18 protein-coding genes and 1 tRNA gene are annotated in these 17,505 nt (G+C 62.0%); 8 read left to right on the top strand and 11 right to left on the bottom strand.

Going from position 1 to position 17,505, the window contains the following annotated elements:
• The first annotated feature begins 174 nt into the window (after nucleotides 1–174).
• Nucleotides 175–258, top strand: a complete 84-nt coding sequence (locus DM826_RS13335; RefSeq protein WP_120084097.1) for a surface glycoprotein — start codon at nucleotides 175–177, stop codon at nucleotides 256–258.
• Here the strand turns inward: DM826_RS13335 and DM826_RS01735 are convergent.
• Nucleotides 255–2,057 carry a helicase C-terminal domain-containing protein gene (locus DM826_RS01735; protein ID WP_120100712.1) on the bottom strand — a complete coding sequence of 601 codons (1,803 nt, stop codon included), beginning with the start codon at nucleotides 2,055–2,057 and terminating at the stop codon, nucleotides 255–257. The genes DM826_RS13335 and DM826_RS01735 overlap by 4 nt on opposite strands.
• A 147-nt stretch (nucleotides 2,058–2,204) precedes the next feature.
• On the opposite strand from DM826_RS01735, the gene DM826_RS01730 reads away from it, so the two are divergent.
• Nucleotides 2,205–2,477, top strand: a complete 273-nt coding sequence (locus DM826_RS01730) for a hypothetical protein (RefSeq protein WP_120100710.1) — start codon at nucleotides 2,205–2,207, stop codon at nucleotides 2,475–2,477.
• 65 nt (nucleotides 2,478–2,542) lie between these two features.
• On the opposite strand, the gene DM826_RS01725 is transcribed toward DM826_RS01730, so the two are convergent.
• On the bottom strand, nucleotides 2,543–2,788 hold the full coding sequence (locus DM826_RS01725; protein ID WP_120100707.1) for a DUF7561 family protein: 246 nt from the start codon (nucleotides 2,786–2,788) through the stop codon (nucleotides 2,543–2,545).
• Nucleotides 2,789–2,899: 111 nt separating this feature from the next.
• Between DM826_RS01725 and DM826_RS01720 the strand changes: the two genes are divergently transcribed.
• Entirely contained in the window at nucleotides 2,900–4,261 is a 1,362-nt protein-coding gene (locus tag DM826_RS01720) for a hemolysin family protein (RefSeq protein WP_120100705.1), read from the top strand.
• Nucleotides 4,262–4,304: 43 nt separating this feature from the next.
• Here DM826_RS01720 and DM826_RS01715 read toward each other — a convergent pair whose 3' ends face one another.
• From DM826_RS01715 to DM826_RS01705, 4 genes are read right to left on the bottom strand one after another with little or no spacing between them, the layout of a single operon-like run.
• Nucleotides 4,305–5,486: an inorganic phosphate transporter gene (locus DM826_RS01715; RefSeq protein WP_120100894.1), complete on the bottom strand. Its 1,182-nt coding sequence runs from the start codon at nucleotides 5,484–5,486 to the stop codon at nucleotides 4,305–4,307.
• A 33-nt stretch (nucleotides 5,487–5,519) separates the two neighbouring features.
• Nucleotides 5,520–5,666, bottom strand: coding sequence for a DUF7859 family protein (locus DM826_RS12935; RefSeq protein WP_165853223.1), 147 nt, complete (start codon nucleotides 5,664–5,666; stop codon nucleotides 5,520–5,522).
• Between the two features lie 45 nt (nucleotides 5,667–5,711).
• Nucleotides 5,712–6,221: a metallophosphoesterase gene (locus DM826_RS01710; RefSeq protein WP_120100702.1), complete on the bottom strand. Its 510-nt coding sequence runs from the start codon at nucleotides 6,219–6,221 to the stop codon at nucleotides 5,712–5,714.
• Nucleotides 6,222–6,275: 54 nt separating this feature from the next.
• Entirely contained in the window at nucleotides 6,276–7,460 is a 1,185-nt protein-coding gene (locus DM826_RS01705) for a CBS domain-containing protein (protein ID WP_120100700.1), read from the bottom strand.
• Between the two features lie 105 nt (nucleotides 7,461–7,565).
• On the opposite strand from DM826_RS01705, the gene DM826_RS01700 reads away from it, so the two are divergent.
• The 3 genes from DM826_RS01700 to DM826_RS01695 all read left to right on the top strand — a co-directional run bounded on the left by DM826_RS01700 (nucleotide 7,566) and on the right by DM826_RS01695 (nucleotide 10,223).
• A complete protein-coding gene (locus tag DM826_RS01700) occupies nucleotides 7,566–9,623 on the top strand; it encodes a DEAD/DEAH box helicase (RefSeq protein WP_120100698.1) in 2,058 nt (685 codons plus the stop codon).
• A 96-nt stretch (nucleotides 9,624–9,719) separates the two neighbouring features.
• Complete coding sequence (locus tag DM826_RS12930; protein ID WP_165853222.1) at nucleotides 9,720–9,890, top strand: hypothetical protein; 171 nt, start codon at nucleotides 9,720–9,722, stop codon at nucleotides 9,888–9,890.
• A 48-nt stretch (nucleotides 9,891–9,938) separates the two neighbouring features.
• Nucleotides 9,939–10,223 carry a DUF357 domain-containing protein gene (locus DM826_RS01695; RefSeq protein WP_120100695.1) on the top strand — a complete coding sequence of 95 codons (285 nt, stop codon included), beginning with the start codon at nucleotides 9,939–9,941 and terminating at the stop codon, nucleotides 10,221–10,223.
• A gap of 25 nt (nucleotides 10,224–10,248) precedes the next feature.
• Here the strand turns inward: DM826_RS01695 and DM826_RS01690 are convergent, their stop codons facing one another.
• From DM826_RS01690 to DM826_RS01665, 5 genes are all read right to left on the bottom strand, one after another.
• Nucleotides 10,249–11,118: a CheF family chemotaxis protein gene (locus DM826_RS01690; RefSeq protein ID WP_120100693.1), complete on the bottom strand. Its 870-nt coding sequence runs from the start codon at nucleotides 11,116–11,118 to the stop codon at nucleotides 10,249–10,251.
• A gap of 113 nt (nucleotides 11,119–11,231) precedes the next feature.
• Nucleotides 11,232–11,615 (bottom strand): DoxX family protein, encoded by a 384-nt coding sequence (locus tag DM826_RS01685; protein ID WP_120100690.1) that lies wholly within the window; start codon nucleotides 11,613–11,615, stop codon nucleotides 11,232–11,234.
• Between the two features lie 557 nt (nucleotides 11,616–12,172).
• A tRNA-Met gene (locus DM826_RS01675) sits at nucleotides 12,173–12,247 on the bottom strand.
• Nucleotides 12,248–12,408: 161 nt separating this feature from the next.
• Entirely contained in the window at nucleotides 12,409–13,998 is a 1,590-nt protein-coding gene (locus tag DM826_RS01670) for a DUF7504 family protein (protein ID WP_120100685.1), read from the bottom strand.
• Between the two features lie 210 nt (nucleotides 13,999–14,208).
• Entirely contained in the window at nucleotides 14,209–15,438 is a 1,230-nt protein-coding gene (locus DM826_RS01665) for a mandelate racemase/muconate lactonizing enzyme family protein (protein ID WP_120100683.1), read from the bottom strand.
• An 87-nt stretch (nucleotides 15,439–15,525) separates the two neighbouring features.
• Between DM826_RS01665 and DM826_RS01660 the strand changes: the two genes are divergently transcribed.
• Together DM826_RS01660 and menC are read left to right on the top strand one after the other, a co-directional pair.
• Nucleotides 15,526–16,461 carry a 1,4-dihydroxy-2-naphthoate polyprenyltransferase gene (locus DM826_RS01660; protein WP_120100680.1) on the top strand — a complete coding sequence of 312 codons (936 nt, stop codon included), beginning with the start codon at nucleotides 15,526–15,528 and terminating at the stop codon, nucleotides 16,459–16,461.
• The gene (gene menC / locus DM826_RS01655; RefSeq protein ID WP_120100678.1) at nucleotides 16,461–17,501 is read left to right on the top strand and encodes an o-succinylbenzoate synthase; all 1,041 of its coding nucleotides are present in this window, start codon (nucleotides 16,461–16,463) and stop codon (nucleotides 17,499–17,501) included. The genes DM826_RS01660 and menC overlap by 1 nt, the downstream gene beginning before the upstream one ends.
• The last annotated feature ends 4 nt before the right edge of the window (nucleotides 17,502–17,505 follow it).

Below are 17,505 nucleotides of genomic sequence, written 5' to 3'. Positions count from 1 at the left end.
CGTAGTAAGACAGTAAAATAGAAATAACTGCTTTATTGTTTGTATTCAAACTCGAAAAATTCGTGAATGTCCATCTCAAATTTTTAGTAGGGTCGGGTACGTTGTGCTGTTCGATTCGTCGTTGCCTCGTGCGAAGTCAACGGAGCTAACTTACTCGGCCCTAGTAGAAAGGGTATGGACAGACAGCAGATCATTGCGGTCATCTTCACCGTGCTGATGGTCGGCTCGATGGTTGCTTGGGGCGCGACGCTGATCTAGCCGTCCCCCCACACATCCGACAGCGGGTGATCAGCCCGTTGATCAGCGTCAGCGTCGGTTCGTGTCTGCCCGTTGGACGATGCCGACTCGCTGCGATGCTGTGTCACAGATCGCTGGCGACTCCGGGTGTCAGCTGGGTCGTCGATCCCGGCGACGGCGGCCGTCGGATCAAACTCTGGGAGCGTCGGCCGCGAACACCGATCGACCTGCTCGCGGAACCACGGCGGCATGTCGGCGGCGGCCCGATCAAAGAGATCCAACAGACTCGAATCGGCGAGATAGGTCGCCCCGTAGTCATCAGGGGCGCGAACCACCCGCCCGCAGGCCTGAATCACCGTCCGCAACGCCGTCCGGTGATACCACGCCCACTGGTCGTCTTCGAGTCGGCGGGCGACCCGGGAGTCGTTCGTGTTGAGATACGGGGCCTTACAGAGCACCTGCCAGCGGGCAAGGTCGCCGTTGAGGTCGAGGGCTTCCTCCATTTTGACCGCGATGAAGACCTCGGGGTCGTCGCTGGCTTTCCACGCCGTGAGTTCGTCGTCTCGGCTCGCTTTGGTGTGGGTTCGTACCCGCGAGCCGACGCCAAAATCGGCCAGCCGGTCGGCCAGCTCCTCGGCGATCGCGTAGGAGTGGGCGTGGATCAACCCGTTTTCGTCGGGGTGGTGGGCCATCAGCCGAACGATCAGGCGAGCGATTTTTGGAAGAGTCGTCTCGCGGTGCTCGTAGGTCATCTTGCCCTGTGTCACGTCGTATAGCGGGCGGTTTTCCACCGGGAACGTGTGCTCGACATCGACGAGGGCGACGCGGTCGGGATCGAGGCCGACCTGTCGGCAGAAGGCCTCTTTGTTGAGAATCGTCGCCGACAATAGCGCGAAGGCCTCGCCCCGATCCCAGACTGTGTGGTGGAGATACCGAGCGGGATCGAGCGGTTTGATCGTGATCGCTGTCCCCTCCCCACCGGACTGATCGACGACCCAGGTCGTCTGGCTCTCGGGCTCGCGGTAGTCGTCGACAAACCAGTTGAGCTCAGAAATGAGTTCGTTCAGGCGGTCACGGCGGGCGACCTCCTCGGGTGTGAGTTCGGGCTTTGCGGTTAGGTCGTCTTTTGCCTGCGAACAGACGCCTGCCAGCGTCTCCGCAAAGCGGGCGGTGCGATCAAGGGGGTCGTCGGCACCGGCGATATCGGGGACGCCGACATCGTCCCAGACCGGCACACGCTCGGGAGAAATCTCGATCGTTGCGTACATTTCGGCCCACTCGGCCAGTCCATGCGCTTCGTCGATCACGACGACATCGCGTTTGCCGAACACGTCTGAGCCGGCGGTCTGCATAAAGTACGCCAGCGTCATCGCCGCGTACGGCTGGGCGGAGGCGATCGCTCGGTCGGAGAAGTACGGACAGCGATGTTTGACCGAGCAGTCGAAGCCGGACTCCCGCGCACAGGGGGCCTGATCGACCGGCGTGTCGTGTTCGCCAGGCAGCAGGCAGGTGTAGTTGCTTTTGCCGCGGATAATATTGAGATCGTCGAGCAGCGAGTCGGCGGCGACATCGTCGAGTTGGGAGACCTGCGGCGTCGTGTAGTACGCGCCGGTCGCCTGGGCGGGCTCGGCGGTCTGTTTCGATCGCGCACAGCCCATGATCGCCCGCGCCAGCAGTGATTTTCCGCTGCCGGTTGGCGCGCGCACCAACACCACGTCGTTGCCGGCCTCGTAGGCCGACTGGATGTCGCTGAGGGCTTGGTTTTGCCCAGCCCGAAACTCGGGGGCTGGGAAGGACTCGACGATGCGGGCGGGCTTCACGGCCGTCGGTCGGAAGGCTGGAGAGAAAAACGTAGGGATTGCGGTGGGGTGGTCGTCGGTGTCGACAGCGAGTCTCTGAGGCGGCCAAGCAGCACAAAAAACATCGTTCAACAAACTCACAAGTAGTTGCGCGTTATTACAGTCACTATGGAGCGGCTGTACATATACACCGGCGCGTTCGCCGTAATCGGACTTTCAGTGGGCGGGCCAGCAACACGCTCACTCGCTGCTGGAGACCATAGCATCCCGATACTGCTTATGGCGATCGGCGGGGCCGGGATGACCGTCACCGCTGTCTACGAAGCACTGGAAACTGACCCTGAGGAGTTTATTGCCTCGGCTATTTCCATCTTCGCGTTAGTTGGTGCCGCTTGTTTGACGCTTCTCGGAACAGTTCTCTCCGCGATTTCTGGGGCTTGAGTGGGCTGTACTGAGCGATTGAGGAGGATCACTAGACTGGTGAGGCGTTCACGAGCCGAATGTAGCTACTCGTCGTCAGCCGGCGACCCGTCCGCATCGTCGGCGGTCGGCAACGCAGCCACGTCCTCGGCGGTTGGATCGTGGTCATCGGGCAGCCGGTCGACACAGTCGAGACAGAGAAAGTGCTCGCTGCCGTCGGCGAGTTCGAGGATCATGCCGTCGGTCGGCCCGAAGTCAAAGCTCCAGATGTCGCCGATCCCGCCGGCGATCTTGACTTTCGTGCCGCAGCCGTCACACCGCCGCGTTGTCATTGGGTAGCGGAGGGCGCCCGCCGGTTTTAGTCCACCGCTCGCGGGACGACATGGGCGCATCATGTATCGAGGACAACGCTTAATTCCGGGGCGGAGGAACGATCACTGACAATGGGCTTATCGCTTGTAGGCATGTCTCTCGCCAGCGGGCTGCTCCAGCTGCCGGCCCTCAGCACGACGGCGATCACCGGACTCGGGATCGTCGCTATCGTCCTGCTGATCGGCCTGTCGGCGTTCTTTTCGTCCTCCGAGATCGCCTTCTTCTCGCTGCCCCAACACCGCATCGAGTCGATGGTTGAGGAGGGGATTCCCAACGCCGAGACGGTCAAAGCCCTCAAGGACGACCCACACCGGCTGTTGGTGACGATCCTCGTCGGCAACAACATCGTCAACATCGCCATGTCCTCGATTGCGACCGCGCTGTTCGGCATCTACCTCTCGCAGGGACAGGCCGTGGTGGCGGCGACGTTCGGGATCACCGCCGTTGTCCTGCTGTTCGGCGAGAGCGCGCCGAAATCCTACGCGGTCGAAAACACCGAGTCGTGGGCCCTCCGGATCGCCGGCGCGCTCAAGCTCTCGGAGTACGTGCTGTTCCCGCTGATCATCGTCTTCGATAAGCTGACCCGCATCGTCAACAAGGCGATGGGCAGTTCCTCGGCGATCGAATCGCCGTACGTCACCCGCGATGAGATCAAGGATATCATCGAAACCGGCGAACGCGAGGGCGTCATCGACGAGGAGGAACGCGAGATGCTCAAACGCATCTTCACGTTCAACTCGACGATCGCCAAGGAGGTGATGACGCCGCGGCTCGACATCACCGCCGTCTCTGAGGACGCCACCATCGAGGAGGCCATCGAGGCCTGTATCGGCCACGACCACGTCCGCGTCCCCGTCTACGACGGCAACCTCGACAACATCATCGGCGTCGTCAACGTCCGCGATCTGGTGCGGGAACACCAGTACAGCGAGGGGACAAGCGAGCTCAGAGATATCGTCCAGCCGACGCTCCACGTCCCCGAATCGAAAAATGTCGATGACCTGCTGGCCGAAATGCAGGAAAACCGCCTCCAGATGGTCGTTGTCCTCGATGAGTTCGGGACGACTGAGGGGATCATCACGCTCGAAGATATGGTCGAGGAGATCGTCGGCGACATCCTCGAAGGCGACGAACAGGAACCATTCACACGGCTCGACGATCAGACGACGGTCGTCCGCGGCGAGGTCAACATCCACGAGGTCAACGAGGTACTCGACATCGAGCTCCCGGAAGGCCAAGAGTTCGAAACGCTGGCCGGCTTCGTGTTCAACCGGGCTGGCCGGCTCGTCGAGGAGGGCGAGACCTTCGAGTACGACGGCGTCGTCATCGAGATCGAGGAGGTCGACAGCACGCGCATCCTCAAAGCACGCCTGACCGTCACCGACGAGTATCCGAAAACCGAAAGCGACGACGAACCCGAGTTGACGGAGTAGCTGTTTTTGTGACGGAATCCGGGAGCAACAGCCGAACAACGAGTTAGAAGACGAGTTGGACGGCGGTGTACACCACGTAGCCGATGACGAACGCCGAGACCAACGAGCCGACCCACGCCAACACCGTATACAGCATCTTATCGCGGCTCACCCCGGCGTTGCCGGCGGCCAGCCCGCTGCCGACGATCGCGGAGACGATGATCTCGTTGAACGACACCGGGATGCCAAAGTAGACCGCGGTTTGGGCGATCGCAAACGACGGGATCAACGCCGCGATCGACCGCCGCGGCCCAAGCGAGGAGTAGTCCTGTGAGATGGCCTTGATCATCCGTGGCGCGCCCGTCCAGGAGCCAACCAAGAGCCCAAACCCGCCGCCGACAAGCACAGCCCACAGCGGAATGTCGATCCCACCCCCGAGCAGTGGCACCAGCGGCCCGATCGCCAGGCCGACCTGACTCCCGCCCGCCGAGAAGGCGACCAGACCACCCAAAAACAGGAGGAAGCGCCGCTGGCCGGCCGCCCGATCCCGGTTCAGTGCGAGCCACAGCGTTGCCATCGCGGTGAGCGCGACGGCGAGTGTGGCAACGACGACACCGACTGTCGCCGAAAGCCCGGTCGCCGCGCCAAGGGTGCCGGCGATCGAGCCCTGTTCGCCCGCCGGCCCGAGGAAGGTAAAGCCGATGTTGGCGATCAGCGCGCCGACGACGCCGGCCAACCCAGCAATGAGGCGATCCTCATCGAAGCGATCCCCGCGGATGAGCCGGGCGATCGCATACGCGATCCCGCCACCGACAAACGGCGTCAGCGTCCACAGCGTGAGGATCTCGGCGTACTTCGCCCAGGCGGGCCCGCCACCCATCGCTAGCCCGACGCCGACGACCGCGCCGGTGACGGTAAAGGCGGTGGCGATCGGGTAGCCGGCGAAGACGCCGAGGGCGACGAGGACGGCTGCGGTCAGCAGGCCGACGATCGCGGCCCCGGCGGTCAGTGGCTCGCCGATAATCAGTTCACTCCCGACGGCTTCGGTGACGTTGGCTCCCTGCAGTACCGCCCCAGAAAAGCCGAGGACGCCGACGATCAGGCCCGCCCGGAGGACGGAGATAGCGTTGGCTCCCACCGCGGGTGCAAACGGTGTCGATCCCGAGGAGCCCGCCCCGATCGCCCAGGCCATAAACAGACTGGCCGCCGCGGCGATTCCAAACGTTGCCAGCGTTTCAACGCCGATCATGGGATGCTCCGGTGGTGTGTCTCGGCCACGTTACTCCCGCCGTTGGCCATCACGATAGCCTTCTCGAAGTCCGAGGACGGTACGCCGCAGGAGGAGATAGCCGAAAAAGACGAACGCTAGCAACACCGCGAGGATCCCCAACAACACGGGATCGGTGAGGAGCTCGGCGATAGTCATGGTTCCCCCACCGCCGGCATGCCCGAAAGACGTTTCGGTCGGGGGCTATCTCGACAGTGTGAACGTATCGATCACGTAGTCGTTGGGGGTGACAAGCCGCCCGGATAGGCCGTCGTCGGTCGGTTCCAGTTCCGCATGGGCTTTTCGATAGCCGCGGGGCTGGGCGTGGCTGCCAGGGTTGATGAGGGGCAACTCCCCGCTGGTGTCGACCCCGGGATTGTGGCTGTGGCCGTAGATCACGGCATCGGCGTCGCGTTCGCGACCGAACAGCGTCAGTTCCGTTGGGCCGCCGCTGACGCGATGGGTGACCGCAAACCGGACTCCCTCATATTCGACGGTACAGGCCTCCGGGAGTCGATCCCGGATCTCGCTGTCGTCGTTGTTGCCGGAGACCGCCCGGAGCGTTCGGGCTTCGGCCTCGAAGGCGTCGAGTACCGCCGCCCGCATGAAGTCGCCGGCGTGGATGACGAGATCAGCCTCCCGAACAGCCTGCAGCGTCCGGCCTTTCAGTTCGTGGCCGTGGACGCTGTGGGTGTCCGATACGACAGTAAGCATACCTCTTATTCAGCTATGCAATGGGGAAAAACTACCGCTGTCGGCGAGTTCCACCTACCTGAGTGAGGGGATGTCAGCGCCCGACGAGCCACCGATCAGCGAGGTCGCATCACCGCGGCTCTGAATGACGTTGAACGCGGTCATCAGATCGGTTTTCGAGACGATACCGATGAGGTTCCCCGCCTCATCGACGACGGGCAGCCGGCCGACGCTGTGTTCCTGCATCGCCTGGAGAGCGGTGAAGGCGTCGGCGGTCGGCGCGATGGCCGTGACATCGCGTTCCATCACATCGCCGACAGTGTAGGCGTCGCGTTCGACCTCCTTGATCGAGCGGGCGTGATCTAATGTGACCATGCCGATCAGCTCCTCGCGGCTGTCGACGACGGGGTAGCCGGTGTGACGTTCGGTCAACATCCGCGTCAACAGATCGCTGATCGTTGTGTCGGGGTCAACAACGAGCAGTTCCTGGCGTGCTGTCATGATATCACCGACGGTGACACCCTGGAACGCCGATTTCAGCATCGACTGTTGGGCCTCGCCGGAAGCGGCCATGTAGATGAAGAAGGCCAGCAGGATCATCAGCGGGCTGAACGCAAACAGCCCAAACAGGCCGAGCACAAACGCGAAGGTCTTGCCGACCTCGGAGGCAAGCTGTGTCGCCCGGGCGTGGGGTCGATTGCGGGCCAACAGCGCGCGTAGCACCCGGCCGCCGTCCATCGGGAATCCCGGCAGCATGTTGAAGACTGCGAGGCCGACGTTCATCAACGCGAGGTAGCCGACGACGAAGCGAACCGGATCGAGGGTCGCCGGCAGCGTCTGAAAGACGACAAAGGCGATGCCGCCGAGCAGCACGCTGACAACCGGGCCGGCGATGGCGATGTTGAACTCCTGGCGCCAGTCTTCGGGGATCTCTTTGAAGCTGGCGACGCCGCCAAGCAGCCAGAGGGTAATCGAGTCGATCTCGACATCGTACCGCATCGCCATCAGCGAGTGGCCGAACTCATGGAGTAACACGCCACCAAAGAGGCCACCGGCGGCGGCTGTGCCGAGCAGCCACGGCGTCAGCCCGACAGTGAGGGGATCGCTGGCGATCGCACTCCCAAGGAGGTCGTTGACGAGTTCGGTCAGCCGAACGATGTCGGAGCCGATAATCCACGCAAAGATCGGGAGGATCAACAGAAACGTCCAATTGAGTTGGACGGGGATTCCAAAGACCCGTCCGAGACGAAGGCCACGCATATCGGATAGTTGTCCTCCGTGGGTATTAACGTGGCTTTCGCCACACGAATCCATTGTGGCTGGCAAGCGAACCGCTCAAATAGGCCGCTGTCGTACCCCCTGATCGTGTCCCAGCAGGCCGCCGCCGTCGAGACGCTGTTCCTGCATGCCGACGGCGACAGCTACCGCGTTGTCGCCCTTCGTGACGGCGAGCGCGTGTTTCACGGCACCCTCGAGTGTAAAGAAACGCATGCCGGCCCGCGGCCAGGGAAGTTTCGCACGAAGACCGGAAGCTCCGAAGAGCCCCGCGATCCCCAGGAGTTTGTCGACATCGCGCGGGCAGCGACCCGCATTCGGATCTCTCAACAAACCTCCACGGAGGGTCGCCAGGAGCTCCAGGAACTCCTTGATGGCTACCAACTCTCGGCGAAGGTCGTCCGCACCTGTCGGTACTGCGCCAACGACGGCGCGTACTCCCCGATCACCGAGGAAACCGCGATCAAAACCGACCGTGAGCATATCTGTCCGGACTGTGCCCGCGAGGAGTTAGAGCGCGAACTCGCCTACAAAGGCCAGTTCACCAGCCAAGCCCAGGAACGACTGGAGGACTTACTGCTTGAGGTGCAGGATCTCGACCGGATCGTCGATCTGCTGTCGGGGGAACTTGATCCCGACCTCACGAAGTTCGACACCATCAGCGCGACCGTCGACGACGTTGATCCCGTCCAGACGGCCGACCTCGGGCTTCATCCGCAGCTACAGCCGATGCTCGAATCCCGGTTTGACGAGTTGCTGCCGGTGCAAAGCCTCTCCGTACGCAACGGGCTGTTCGATGGCGACGACCAACTTGTCGTCAGCGCGACGGCGACCGGGAAAACACTGATCGGCGAACTCGCCGGGATCGATCGCGCGCTGACCGGTGAGGGGACGATGCTCTTCCTCGTCCCGCTTGTCGCCCTCGCAAATCAGAAGCACGAGGACTTCCGGGATCGCTACGGTGACCTCGGCCTTGATGTGACGATCCGGGTCGGCGCGAGTCGGATCAACGACGACGGGACGCGGTTTGATCCGGGCGCGGACGTGATCGTTGGTACCTACGAGGGGATCGACCACGCCCTCCGGACGGGTAAGGATCTCGGCGACATCGGCACTGTCGTCATCGACGAGGTTCACACCCTCAAAGAGCCGGAACGTGGCCACCGCCTCGATGGCCTCATCTCGCGGCTGAAATACTATTGTGAGGAGCGCGCCGACACACGAAGCACCTACAGCGGCGCACAGTGGCTCTATCTCTCGGCGACCGTCGGCAACCCTGAGTGGCTGGCCAAGCGACTCGGTGCGACGCTGATCGAATTCGAGGAGCGACCCGTCCCGATCGAGCGACACGTCACCTTCGCCGATGAACGCGAGAAACTCCGGTTAGAAGACAAACTCGTCAAACGCGCCTTCGACCAGAAATCCTCGAAAGGCTACCGTGGGCAGACGATCATCTTCACCAACTCGCGGCGACGCTGTCACTCGATCAGCCGAAAACTTGGGTACGACTCCGCGCCATATCATGCCGGCCTCGACTACAAAAAGCGCAAACAGGTCGAAGGCAAATTCCTCGATCAGGAACTCTCGGCGGTCGTCACCACTGCCGCCCTCGCCGCCGGGGTCGACTTCCCGGCCTCGCAGGTGATCTTTGATTCCTTGGCGATGGGCATCGAGTGGCTCTCCGTCCAGGAGTTCAGCCAGATGCTCGGCCGGGCGGGCCGCCCTGACTACCACGACAAGGGGACGGTCTACATGCTGATCGAACCCGACTGCACCTATCATAACTCGATGGAGATGACCGAAGATGAGGTCGCGTTCAAACTCCTAAAAGGCGAGATGGAGGACGTGCGCAACGTCTACGATCAGGCCGCCGCCGTCGAGGAAACGCTTGCCAACATCACTGTCGCTGGCGAGTCAGCCAAGCGGCTCAACGACCGGATGCTCGGCGAGATCGACACCCAGCGTGCGGTTGGGAAGCTACTGGAGTGGGAGTTCATCGACGGACTGCAACCGACCCAGATGGGCCGAGCGGTCACCCGACACTTCCTCTCGCCGGATGACGCGTTCCGGCTGCTGGATGCGATCCGAAACGGGCTGTCGCCGTACGAGATCGTCGCCGAACAGGAGTTGGCCGACGAGGAGTTGTAACCGCAGTCTCGGTGTGTCGTGTGCGAACCGGTGACAGTGAAACGCGAATCGAAGCCTTGGGTGAGTTTTTGCGGTACCGGTTTGACAGTCTACCCAATGCTTCGCAACCCACTCGTCCGCTGGGGTATCGGTGCCTCCGGTGCGGTGATGATCGCAGCCGTCTCGTATTTTTTCCTCACTGGCATCACACAGCTCATTGCCTACGGAATGGCTGTCATGGATCTCGTGGTGACGCCGCTGTTTCTGAAGTACGCCGCCGAGCAGTAGCGACACCACAGCCGAACGGCTTTCCGACTGGCCAGCGAGACGGCCGATATGGCTGCTGACCTCGATGAAAAGACGGATCGCTACGAGCAGATGTTGGCCGATGCGTTGGCGGCGGCGACGATACAACCGCCGGCAGAAACACCGTTTGGCGAGGCCGCTGCCGACTGTCGGGAGATGGCCGAATCGTATCTACGCGATGGACGGCACTTTCGGGCGGCTGACGATCCAGTTAACGCCTTAGTTGCGTTTTCCTACGGCTATGGGTGGCTTGACTGCGGCGTCCGCATGGGGCTGTTTTCGGTGCCCGACGACACCGAACTGTTCACGATGTGACTGTGGATCCCCGGCGCGAGCCGGATTACTCGTTGACCGATTCCAGCTGTTCGGTGACGACGATCTCGCCCCGAGAGGTGAGATAGAGGACGCCCTCCTCTTCGGTGACCAACTCCTTTTCGAGCAGGTGCTCGGCGACAGTCTGTGTGTCGGTGTCGTCATCGGTGACGATCCCATCCAGCGACGCGTTGCCGCCGGCACTGTACAGCGAGATGAGCGCTTGGGTTTCGGTATCGCTGACCTCGGTCTGCCGCACGTCGTCGACAACCTTGCTGTAGTTGAGCCGCACAAACTGACTCAGGAAGGTGAGTTTCCGCTTGCTGAGGAGCGAAATATAGGTTGTGAGCGTTGTGCTCCCGGCGGCGTGATCGAGGATCAACGTCGGCCGGGCACGATCCATCAGCTCCCGTTGTTCGTGTTCGAACCCAATGACCGCCTCAACGTTGATGCGAGCCGTTTTGTCGTCTAAGGTAAGCTCGATTGCGGACTCTGAGAGATCCAGGAGCATCTTCCTCGCCGGCGCGTCGGTCACCCGACCGCCGCGTTTGGCGGGATGTTTGGCGATAACGGTCTGTTTGCCGATCAGGAGTTTGAACAGCAGCGTCCGAAACTTGGCGATCGTCTCCGGGCTGCCGCCGATGATCGCCTGCCGACGGGTTCCGTTTCGCTCGTAGGCGATGGCGATCGCTTCCTCAAGAAACTGTGAGACGCTGTCGGCGACCGACCCGGGATTTGTGCTAACGATCTTCGAGAGAAAGATGGTCTCTTTACCCTCGCCTGTTACGAGCACCAACTGTTCGCGGTTGAGAAGTACGCGTCCTTTGACAGGTTTGAGTTGCTCGATATCCTCGGTGAGGAGCTTTCCGGTGAAATCCGCGACGACCTCCTCACTCATGACTTACTCATTATTCAAACATGGTATTGTATATTTCGGATCACCCGACGATGTATTTAGCTCGATACGCCCGTTGTCAGCAGCGACGAGACCGCCATTGCGACCGTCCGTCGCTACCGATTGTACGCCGCCCGAAGGAACGCCAAGGCAGCCCCGAACATGGCGAGATTCCCGAAAAAGGCCAGTCGCTCGCCGCTTTTGTCGTCGGGCTCGGCGTTCCAGAAGTCGTGCATCGTCGGCGTCACCACCGCCAGAAACGTCGCCACCGCACCGGTCGCCAGCCGTGGGAACCGCCAGAGGGCTGTCCCGAGTCCGCCGACGACCATCATCCCAGAGGCAAACGGGGCCGCTATCTCTGGTAGCGGCACGTCGGCGGAGTCGGCATACTCGATCGTTTCATCCATCTCGCGGAAGTCTTCGGTCGCTTGGAGGGCGACGCCAAGGCCGAACAACACCCGTCCCAACGTTGAGAGGGTGTCAGTGGTATCTGATCCCATGATAGTATCTCACAGGCGGTAGACGCTACGGGGATATAAACGCCAAGGTCTCTCAGACCACACTGAGTCTTCAATGGTTGATTACAACGGTATTAAACGCCGAATTATGCGCTATTTCTTTTGTATAGTTGTATTGAATGAGCTGAAACAAATCTAAAATACGCCAAACACACAACGAATAAACAATATCGAAAAGGCGTATATATGTATCGCTGTACCATACAACTGCCCAGACCGACGCTATGAGACACGATTACGACCTGCCGCCCGACTGGGCGGCCATGACCGACGAAGAGAAATCACGCTGGATGACTCAGGAACGCTGTCGTCGACAGGCCCGGCGACAACAGACACCCGCCGCAGCCGCCGTAGACGCTACAGCCGAACGCGTCGAGCGAAAGCTCGAGGCTCGGGGGTACGCGCCCGTGAAACAACTGCGATAAGTCGTTGCCGATTCCTCGGCATTTTTGACGATCTGATCTGGTCTCGAAGAGTTGTATCAGCAGACTCGTGAGGCGACACACGACGCTATTGGACTGGTAACGTTCGGTGAGAAGTAGCGGGAAGTAGATTTGAACTACCGATCTCCGGGTTATGAGCCCGGCGGAATCTCCTGGCTATCCCATCCCGCTACCAGAACCGATGCCACAGTTACGGTTAAGGGTTATGATCGACTCGCAGTATGGCAGTTTTCGACGATGTGCGGTGGTCGCACAGTTCCCACAGTCAATCCATCATGTCGCCCGGTTGCGCCCGGTACTGCCCTCCTGTTTCCGGCGACTGCTGTACTCGATCAGCCGCCTTCCAGATCAATCCCGGCGGCATCCACCGTCAGAATGTGATCGAACAGCGGTTTGAGCGTGTTCACATCCTGTGGGTTACTGGCCGAGGGATTGACGAAGAAGGAACTGACCGCGCCGCCGGCACTAAGTTTACCGAGGAAGATGTGGAGGAACCGGAAGGTACCCTCGACGGATTTGTACCGAAACAACACATCGAGTGGGTCGAGTGCGACGCTGATCCCGCCATCGAGGGCCTGCCAGTCATCCAGCGTTTTCGTCGAGAGGATGCCGAGCCGTGTCACATCGTTTGGGTTGTTGATGTTGACAACCTCGACGGTGTCGCTGACGGCGTTCGGCACCGACTGCGAACAGCCGACGGTGATAACCTTGACTCGCTGGGCGGATTCGGCGATCGCGGCCAACCGGTCGGCGTTCATCGACCGATACTGGATCAGGAGGATGTTACGATCGTTCGTCTCGGTCAGACCGAGGAGATCCTCTCGGGCGTCGTGTTTGCGGGCGTCCTGTGAGCCACACTGCACGAGCACTGTCGTCCCCGGCGAGAGATCAAGTCCCGATGGACGGTGGTAGCCCTCGTCGGTTTCCCACTCCATCTCGTCGGCGTCTGATTCAGGGGTTGCCGCAGCAGTGTCTGGCTCAGGGGTCGTCGTCGCGGTATCCGGGTCGGTTGTCGGTTCCTCACTGGTCGTCGCGTCGTCGGTCGTCGCTGGCTCGCTTGGTGTCGACGCGGAACCGCCGGCTGTCTCGGAGGATGTCGACTGTGCGCTCGCGTTGCTGTCGGTATCCCCCGTCGGATCGATGGTCTCGGCCATCGCCTCAGCCGATTCGGTCGCCGGTTCGTCGCTGTCGCCGATGATCTCCGCGAGCAGCGCGATCAACTCGTCTTTCGGGAGCGCCCGGAGCTGATCGATGTCCAGATCGGAGACGGAGAGATCATCGCTTGCGCCGTTGGTGGCTGCCGTTGCTGTGTCGTCACTTGTTGTCGTGTCGGCCGCGTTGTTGCCGGTTGCTGTGTCACCGCTCGTTGTCTCTCCGGCTGTCGTGTCGTCGCTCGCCGCCGAATCGGGTGCATCAGCACTTGTCGTCTCACCCGTGGTGGCGGCTGCGGCGGGTTGTGCTGACGAAGTCGACCCGGATGTGGCCGCATTAGCGCTGCCGCCGTTCGTACTCGCCGTCAACTCCTCGGCGGCTTTCTCTGTCGGGTCGGTTGTCAGCTCGCGGATTCGATCGACCAGCGGCTCGTAGGAGAGTTCGATCATCGACCGGGGGAAGAGATCGGTCGCGCCGGATTTGAAGGCGTCGCGGGCGATCTCCTCGGGCTCGTCGTCGATGAGGAGAATCACCGGCAGTGAGCCGTGTTCCGAGCGCACGTACGACAGCAGGTCAAGGCCGTCGTCGTCGCCGAGGCGGAACTCGCTGATGACACAGTCGATGTCGTGGGTCTCCAGGGCTGCTTGTGCGGTAGCCACGTCGCTGGCGGTACGCACCGCAAAGTCGTACTCCGATGAGAGCGTCTCAGTGCGGGACGCTGCCGTGTCGGCATCATCGTCTACATACAGCAGTTGTGGCACCGCAACCATAGCGTACAAAACGGGTTCCGGAAGTATAAACACCACCGATCGGTCTATTCATTCTACTGATATGATTGCCGAATCAGGCGGTGTAGTCACGTGATTGTCGCCGGCCGGCCTCCCCTGGTATTCTCTCTTGGCTGGTGTGAACGGCCGATGTCGACTAGTCTACAAATCAACGAAGACAAATCGGCGGGGAGCTAGCCGTATTTGCTTCGCTCAGTCAAAGAGCGTCTCGCCGTCGACCATGTGTTCCTCGACGGCGTCCATGTCGAGTGTGACACCGAGACCTGACTTCTCGGGAATCTCGATGTAGCCGTCCTCGATCACATTTTCCTCGACGAGGTCTTCCCACCAGCCGAGTTCGTAGCTGTGGTACTCGACGGCCAGGGAGTTCGGGATCGCCGCGCCGACATGCGCACTCGCCATCGTTGCCACCGGCGAGGAGACGTTGTGCATGGCGACCGGGATGTAGTACTGATTCGCCACGTCGGCGATCTTTCGAGTCTCACGCATGCCACCGACTTTCGGCAGGTCAGGGGCGATGATGTCGACCGCTTGGTTCTCGATGAGGCGTCGCTCCTCGGTGACGCGGTAGCGGTTCTCGCCGACCGTGATCGGTGTGATCGTGGATTTGGTGACCTCCTCCTGCACCTCAAGATTCTCCGGCGGGACGGGGTCTTCGAGCCACCAGACGTCGTATTCTTCGATGGCATCGGCGAGCCGTTTCGCGCTCCCACCGGAGAACGTCCAGTGGCAGTCGAACGAGACATCAGCGCGATCTTTCACGCGCTCGGTGACGGCTTCGACGATCTCAGCCTTGTGCCGAATTTCGCCTGGGCGCAGGTGGCGGTTGGCACGATCCTTTTCGAGACCCGATGGCACGTCGAGATCGAATTTGAGGGCGTCGTAGCCGAGTTCCTCGACGACGCGTTCGGCCTCATCAGCGCAGGCCTGTGGGTCGGCCTCGTCGGCGGTGTGACAGTCACAGTAGACCCGCACCTCGTCGCGGTACTTGCCGCCCAGCAGTTGGTAGGCCGGCACGTCGAGGATCTTGCCAGCGAGATCGTGGAGCGCGATTTCGATACCCGCAATGGCGGTGACGGTGACGCCCTCAACGGTGCCCTCCCCGGACATCTTCTGAATCAGATGCTCGTAGAGGCGGTCGATATCGAGGGGGTTCTCGCCGACAACGAAGGGTTTCATCCGCTCGATGAGTTCCGGTACACCCGCACCCCAGTAGGCCTCGCCGGTGCCGACGACGCCGCTGTCGGTGTAAATACGGACTAAGGTCCACGGGAAGTTGCCGTCGATCATCGTCGTCTGCACGTCGGTGATCTCGACATCGCGGTCGCCGCCGCGGCTGGCGGTGACACCCATCGTCTCGCCGGACAGCTCCCGCATCGTGTACTCGGCGTTCGGGTCGTGTAAGGAATCGTAGTCGACCATGTGTCGCCGTTAGTGTCCACTCGTAAATAGTCTCCTCACCTGTGGCCAAATAGCAACATTCAGGCACGCGCCGCCCCCAGTACCACCATGAGCGGTACGGAACTCTCACGCCGGCAGGCCTGGGTTGCCGCCGCCCGACCGCAGACACTGCCCGCGGCGGCCGCCCCCGTGATCGTCGGCGTCGGCCTCGCCGTCCACGACGGCGTTGCTGCCGTCGTCCCCGCAGTCGCCGCCTTCGTCGGCGCGGCGCTTATCCAGATCGGCACCAACTTCGCCAACGACTACTACGACGCGATCCAGGGCGCCGACACCGACGACCGCGAGGGGTTCACCCGTGTGACGCAGGCCGGCCTCATCGAGCCGGGGCAGGTCAAAGCCGCGATGTATCTCACCTTCGCGGCTGCCGTCGTCGTCGGCAGCTATCTCGTCTATGTTGGCGGCGTTCCGATTCTCGTCATCGGCCTGCTGTCAGTGATCTCCGGGATCGCCTACACCGGCGGGCCCTATCCGCTGGGGTATCACGGCCTCGGCGACCTCTTTGTCTTCGTCTTTTTCGGTGTTATTGCCGTCACCGGCACCTACTACGTCCAAGCCGCAGCCGTCCTCGCCGCGCCGCTGGCAACGACGATTCCGCCCGGGACGATCACGTTTGAAGCGGTCGTCGCCAGTCTCCCGATTGCGGCCATCTCGACGAACATCCTCGTCGTCAACAACATCCGCGATAAGGCCGAAGATGAAACGACGGGCAAGCGAACGCTGGCCGTCCGGTTCGGCTACGGCTTTAGCCGCGCGGAGTACATTGGTCTGCTCGCTGTGGCGTATCTGGTGCCGGTCTGGCTGTGGCTGGCGACTGATTTCTCGATGATTGTGTTGCTGCCGCTGGTCACGCTGCCGGTCGCCATCCGTGTCGCCGAGACGATCCGAACCGAAACGAGTGGCGCGGCCCTCAATCCCGCACTGGAGACGACCGGGAAGCTGTTGGCTGGCTACGCGCTGCTGTTCGGCGTGGGGTTGGCGGTCTGATGTGGGTCGAGCAGTTCAGTCTCGGCCTTGAGTCGCCGCTTGACACCGCCCGTGGCCAGATAACCCAGCGACGCGGATTTCTTGTCGGTGTTGACGCCGCGGGTGTCACTGGCATCGGCGAAGCTACCCCGCTGCCGGGTTGGACTGAATCGTTCGACAACTGCCAAGACGCACTCGAAGCGACCGAGCCGGCTGCCCCTGAGACAGCCCCTGATCCGGCGACAACGCCGGCGGCCGCTCATGCTATTGAACTCGCGCGACTTGATTCGCGCGGTCGGGGGCAGGCAACCCCGTTGGCGGCGATGCTTCGGCAGGAGGCTTTCGGCGTCGACGCTGATCCGGTTCCCCAACAGGTGCCGGTGAATGCAACCATCGGCGATGGGGAGATTGCTGCAACGGTGGCAGCCGCCGATGAGGCGATCACCAACGGCTCCGAGTGCCTGAAGCTCAAAGTCGGTGCCCGATCGCTTGACGCCGACATCGAACGCGTCCGTGCTGTCCGTGAGGCTGTCGGCGATGGGATCTCCCTCCGTGTCGACGCCAACGGCGCGTGGGCTGTTCCGACCGCCGAGCAGGCTATCGATGCGTTCACCGCGCTGGATGTTGCCTACATCGAACAGCCGCTGCCCGCGGACGACCTCGACGGCCACCGCGAGCTTCGCGACCGCGGTGTCGACATCGCGCTCGATGAATCGCTGGCGACAGCGTCGATATCAGCCGTCATCGATGCCAACGTGGCCGACGTGGTGATCCTCAAACCGATGGCCCTCGGCGGGCCGCTGCAGGCGACACAGGCGGCCGCCCGTGCCCGCGAGGCGGGCGTCGAGCCCGTGGTGACGACGACGATCGATGCTGTCGTCGCGCGAACGGCCGCCGTTCATGTCGCCGCGGCGATCTCCGACATCGCGCCGTGTGGGCTGGCGACGGGGTCGCTGCTCGCGGATGATCTCGCCGCCGATCCGGTGCGGATTAGCGAGGGGGCTGCGAGCGTCCCGACCGGCGGTGGGCTCTGTGGCGATGCGTTTGAGACGCTGCGCTGATCGA

Origin of the sequence: Halonotius aquaticus (assembly GCF_003605575.1) — an archaeon.
Lineage (GTDB): Archaea > Halobacteriota > Halobacteria > Halobacteriales > Haloferacaceae > Halonotius > Halonotius aquaticus.
This window is presented reverse-complemented; position numbering and strand designations above follow the sequence as displayed.

What these genes read in the sequence shown, in the direction of transcription:
- DM826_RS01710 (WP_120100702.1), bottom strand. Translation starts at nt 6,221, where the DNA reads ATGCTTACTGTCGTATCGGACACCCACAGCGTCCACGGCCACGAACTG.
- DM826_RS01690 (WP_120100693.1), bottom strand. Translation starts at nt 11,118, where the DNA reads ATGAGTGAGGAGGTCGTCGCGGATTTCACCGGAAAGCTCCTCACCGAG.
- menC (WP_120100678.1), top strand. Translation starts at nt 16,461, where the DNA reads ATGTGGGTCGAGCAGTTCAGTCTCGGCCTTGAGTCGCCGCTTGACACC.
- DM826_RS01685 (WP_120100690.1), bottom strand. Translation starts at nt 11,615, where the DNA reads ATGGGATCAGATACCACTGACACCCTCTCAACGTTGGGACGGGTGTTG.
- DM826_RS01705 (WP_120100700.1), bottom strand. Translation starts at nt 7,460, where the DNA reads ATGCGTGGCCTTCGTCTCGGACGGGTCTTTGGAATCCCCGTCCAACTC.
- DM826_RS01720 (WP_120100705.1), top strand. Translation starts at nt 2,900, where the DNA reads ATGGGCTTATCGCTTGTAGGCATGTCTCTCGCCAGCGGGCTGCTCCAG.
- DM826_RS01660 (WP_120100680.1), top strand. Translation starts at nt 15,526, where the DNA reads ATGAGCGGTACGGAACTCTCACGCCGGCAGGCCTGGGTTGCCGCCGCC.
- DM826_RS01670 (WP_120100685.1), bottom strand. Translation starts at nt 13,998, where the DNA reads ATGGTTGCGGTGCCACAACTGCTGTATGTAGACGATGATGCCGACACG.
- DM826_RS01665 (WP_120100683.1), bottom strand. Translation starts at nt 15,438, where the DNA reads ATGGTCGACTACGATTCCTTACACGACCCGAACGCCGAGTACACGATG.
- DM826_RS12930 (WP_165853222.1), top strand. Translation starts at nt 9,720, where the DNA reads ATGCTTCGCAACCCACTCGTCCGCTGGGGTATCGGTGCCTCCGGTGCG.
- DM826_RS01695 (WP_120100695.1), top strand. Translation starts at nt 9,939, where the DNA reads ATGGCTGCTGACCTCGATGAAAAGACGGATCGCTACGAGCAGATGTTG.
- DM826_RS01730 (WP_120100710.1), top strand. Translation starts at nt 2,205, where the DNA reads ATGGAGCGGCTGTACATATACACCGGCGCGTTCGCCGTAATCGGACTT.
- DM826_RS12935 (WP_165853223.1), bottom strand. Translation starts at nt 5,666, where the DNA reads ATGACTATCGCCGAGCTCCTCACCGATCCCGTGTTGTTGGGGATCCTC.
- DM826_RS13335 (WP_120084097.1), top strand. Translation starts at nt 175, where the DNA reads ATGGACAGACAGCAGATCATTGCGGTCATCTTCACCGTGCTGATGGTC.
- DM826_RS01725 (WP_120100707.1), bottom strand. Translation starts at nt 2,788, where the DNA reads ATGACAACGCGGCGGTGTGACGGCTGCGGCACGAAAGTCAAGATCGCC.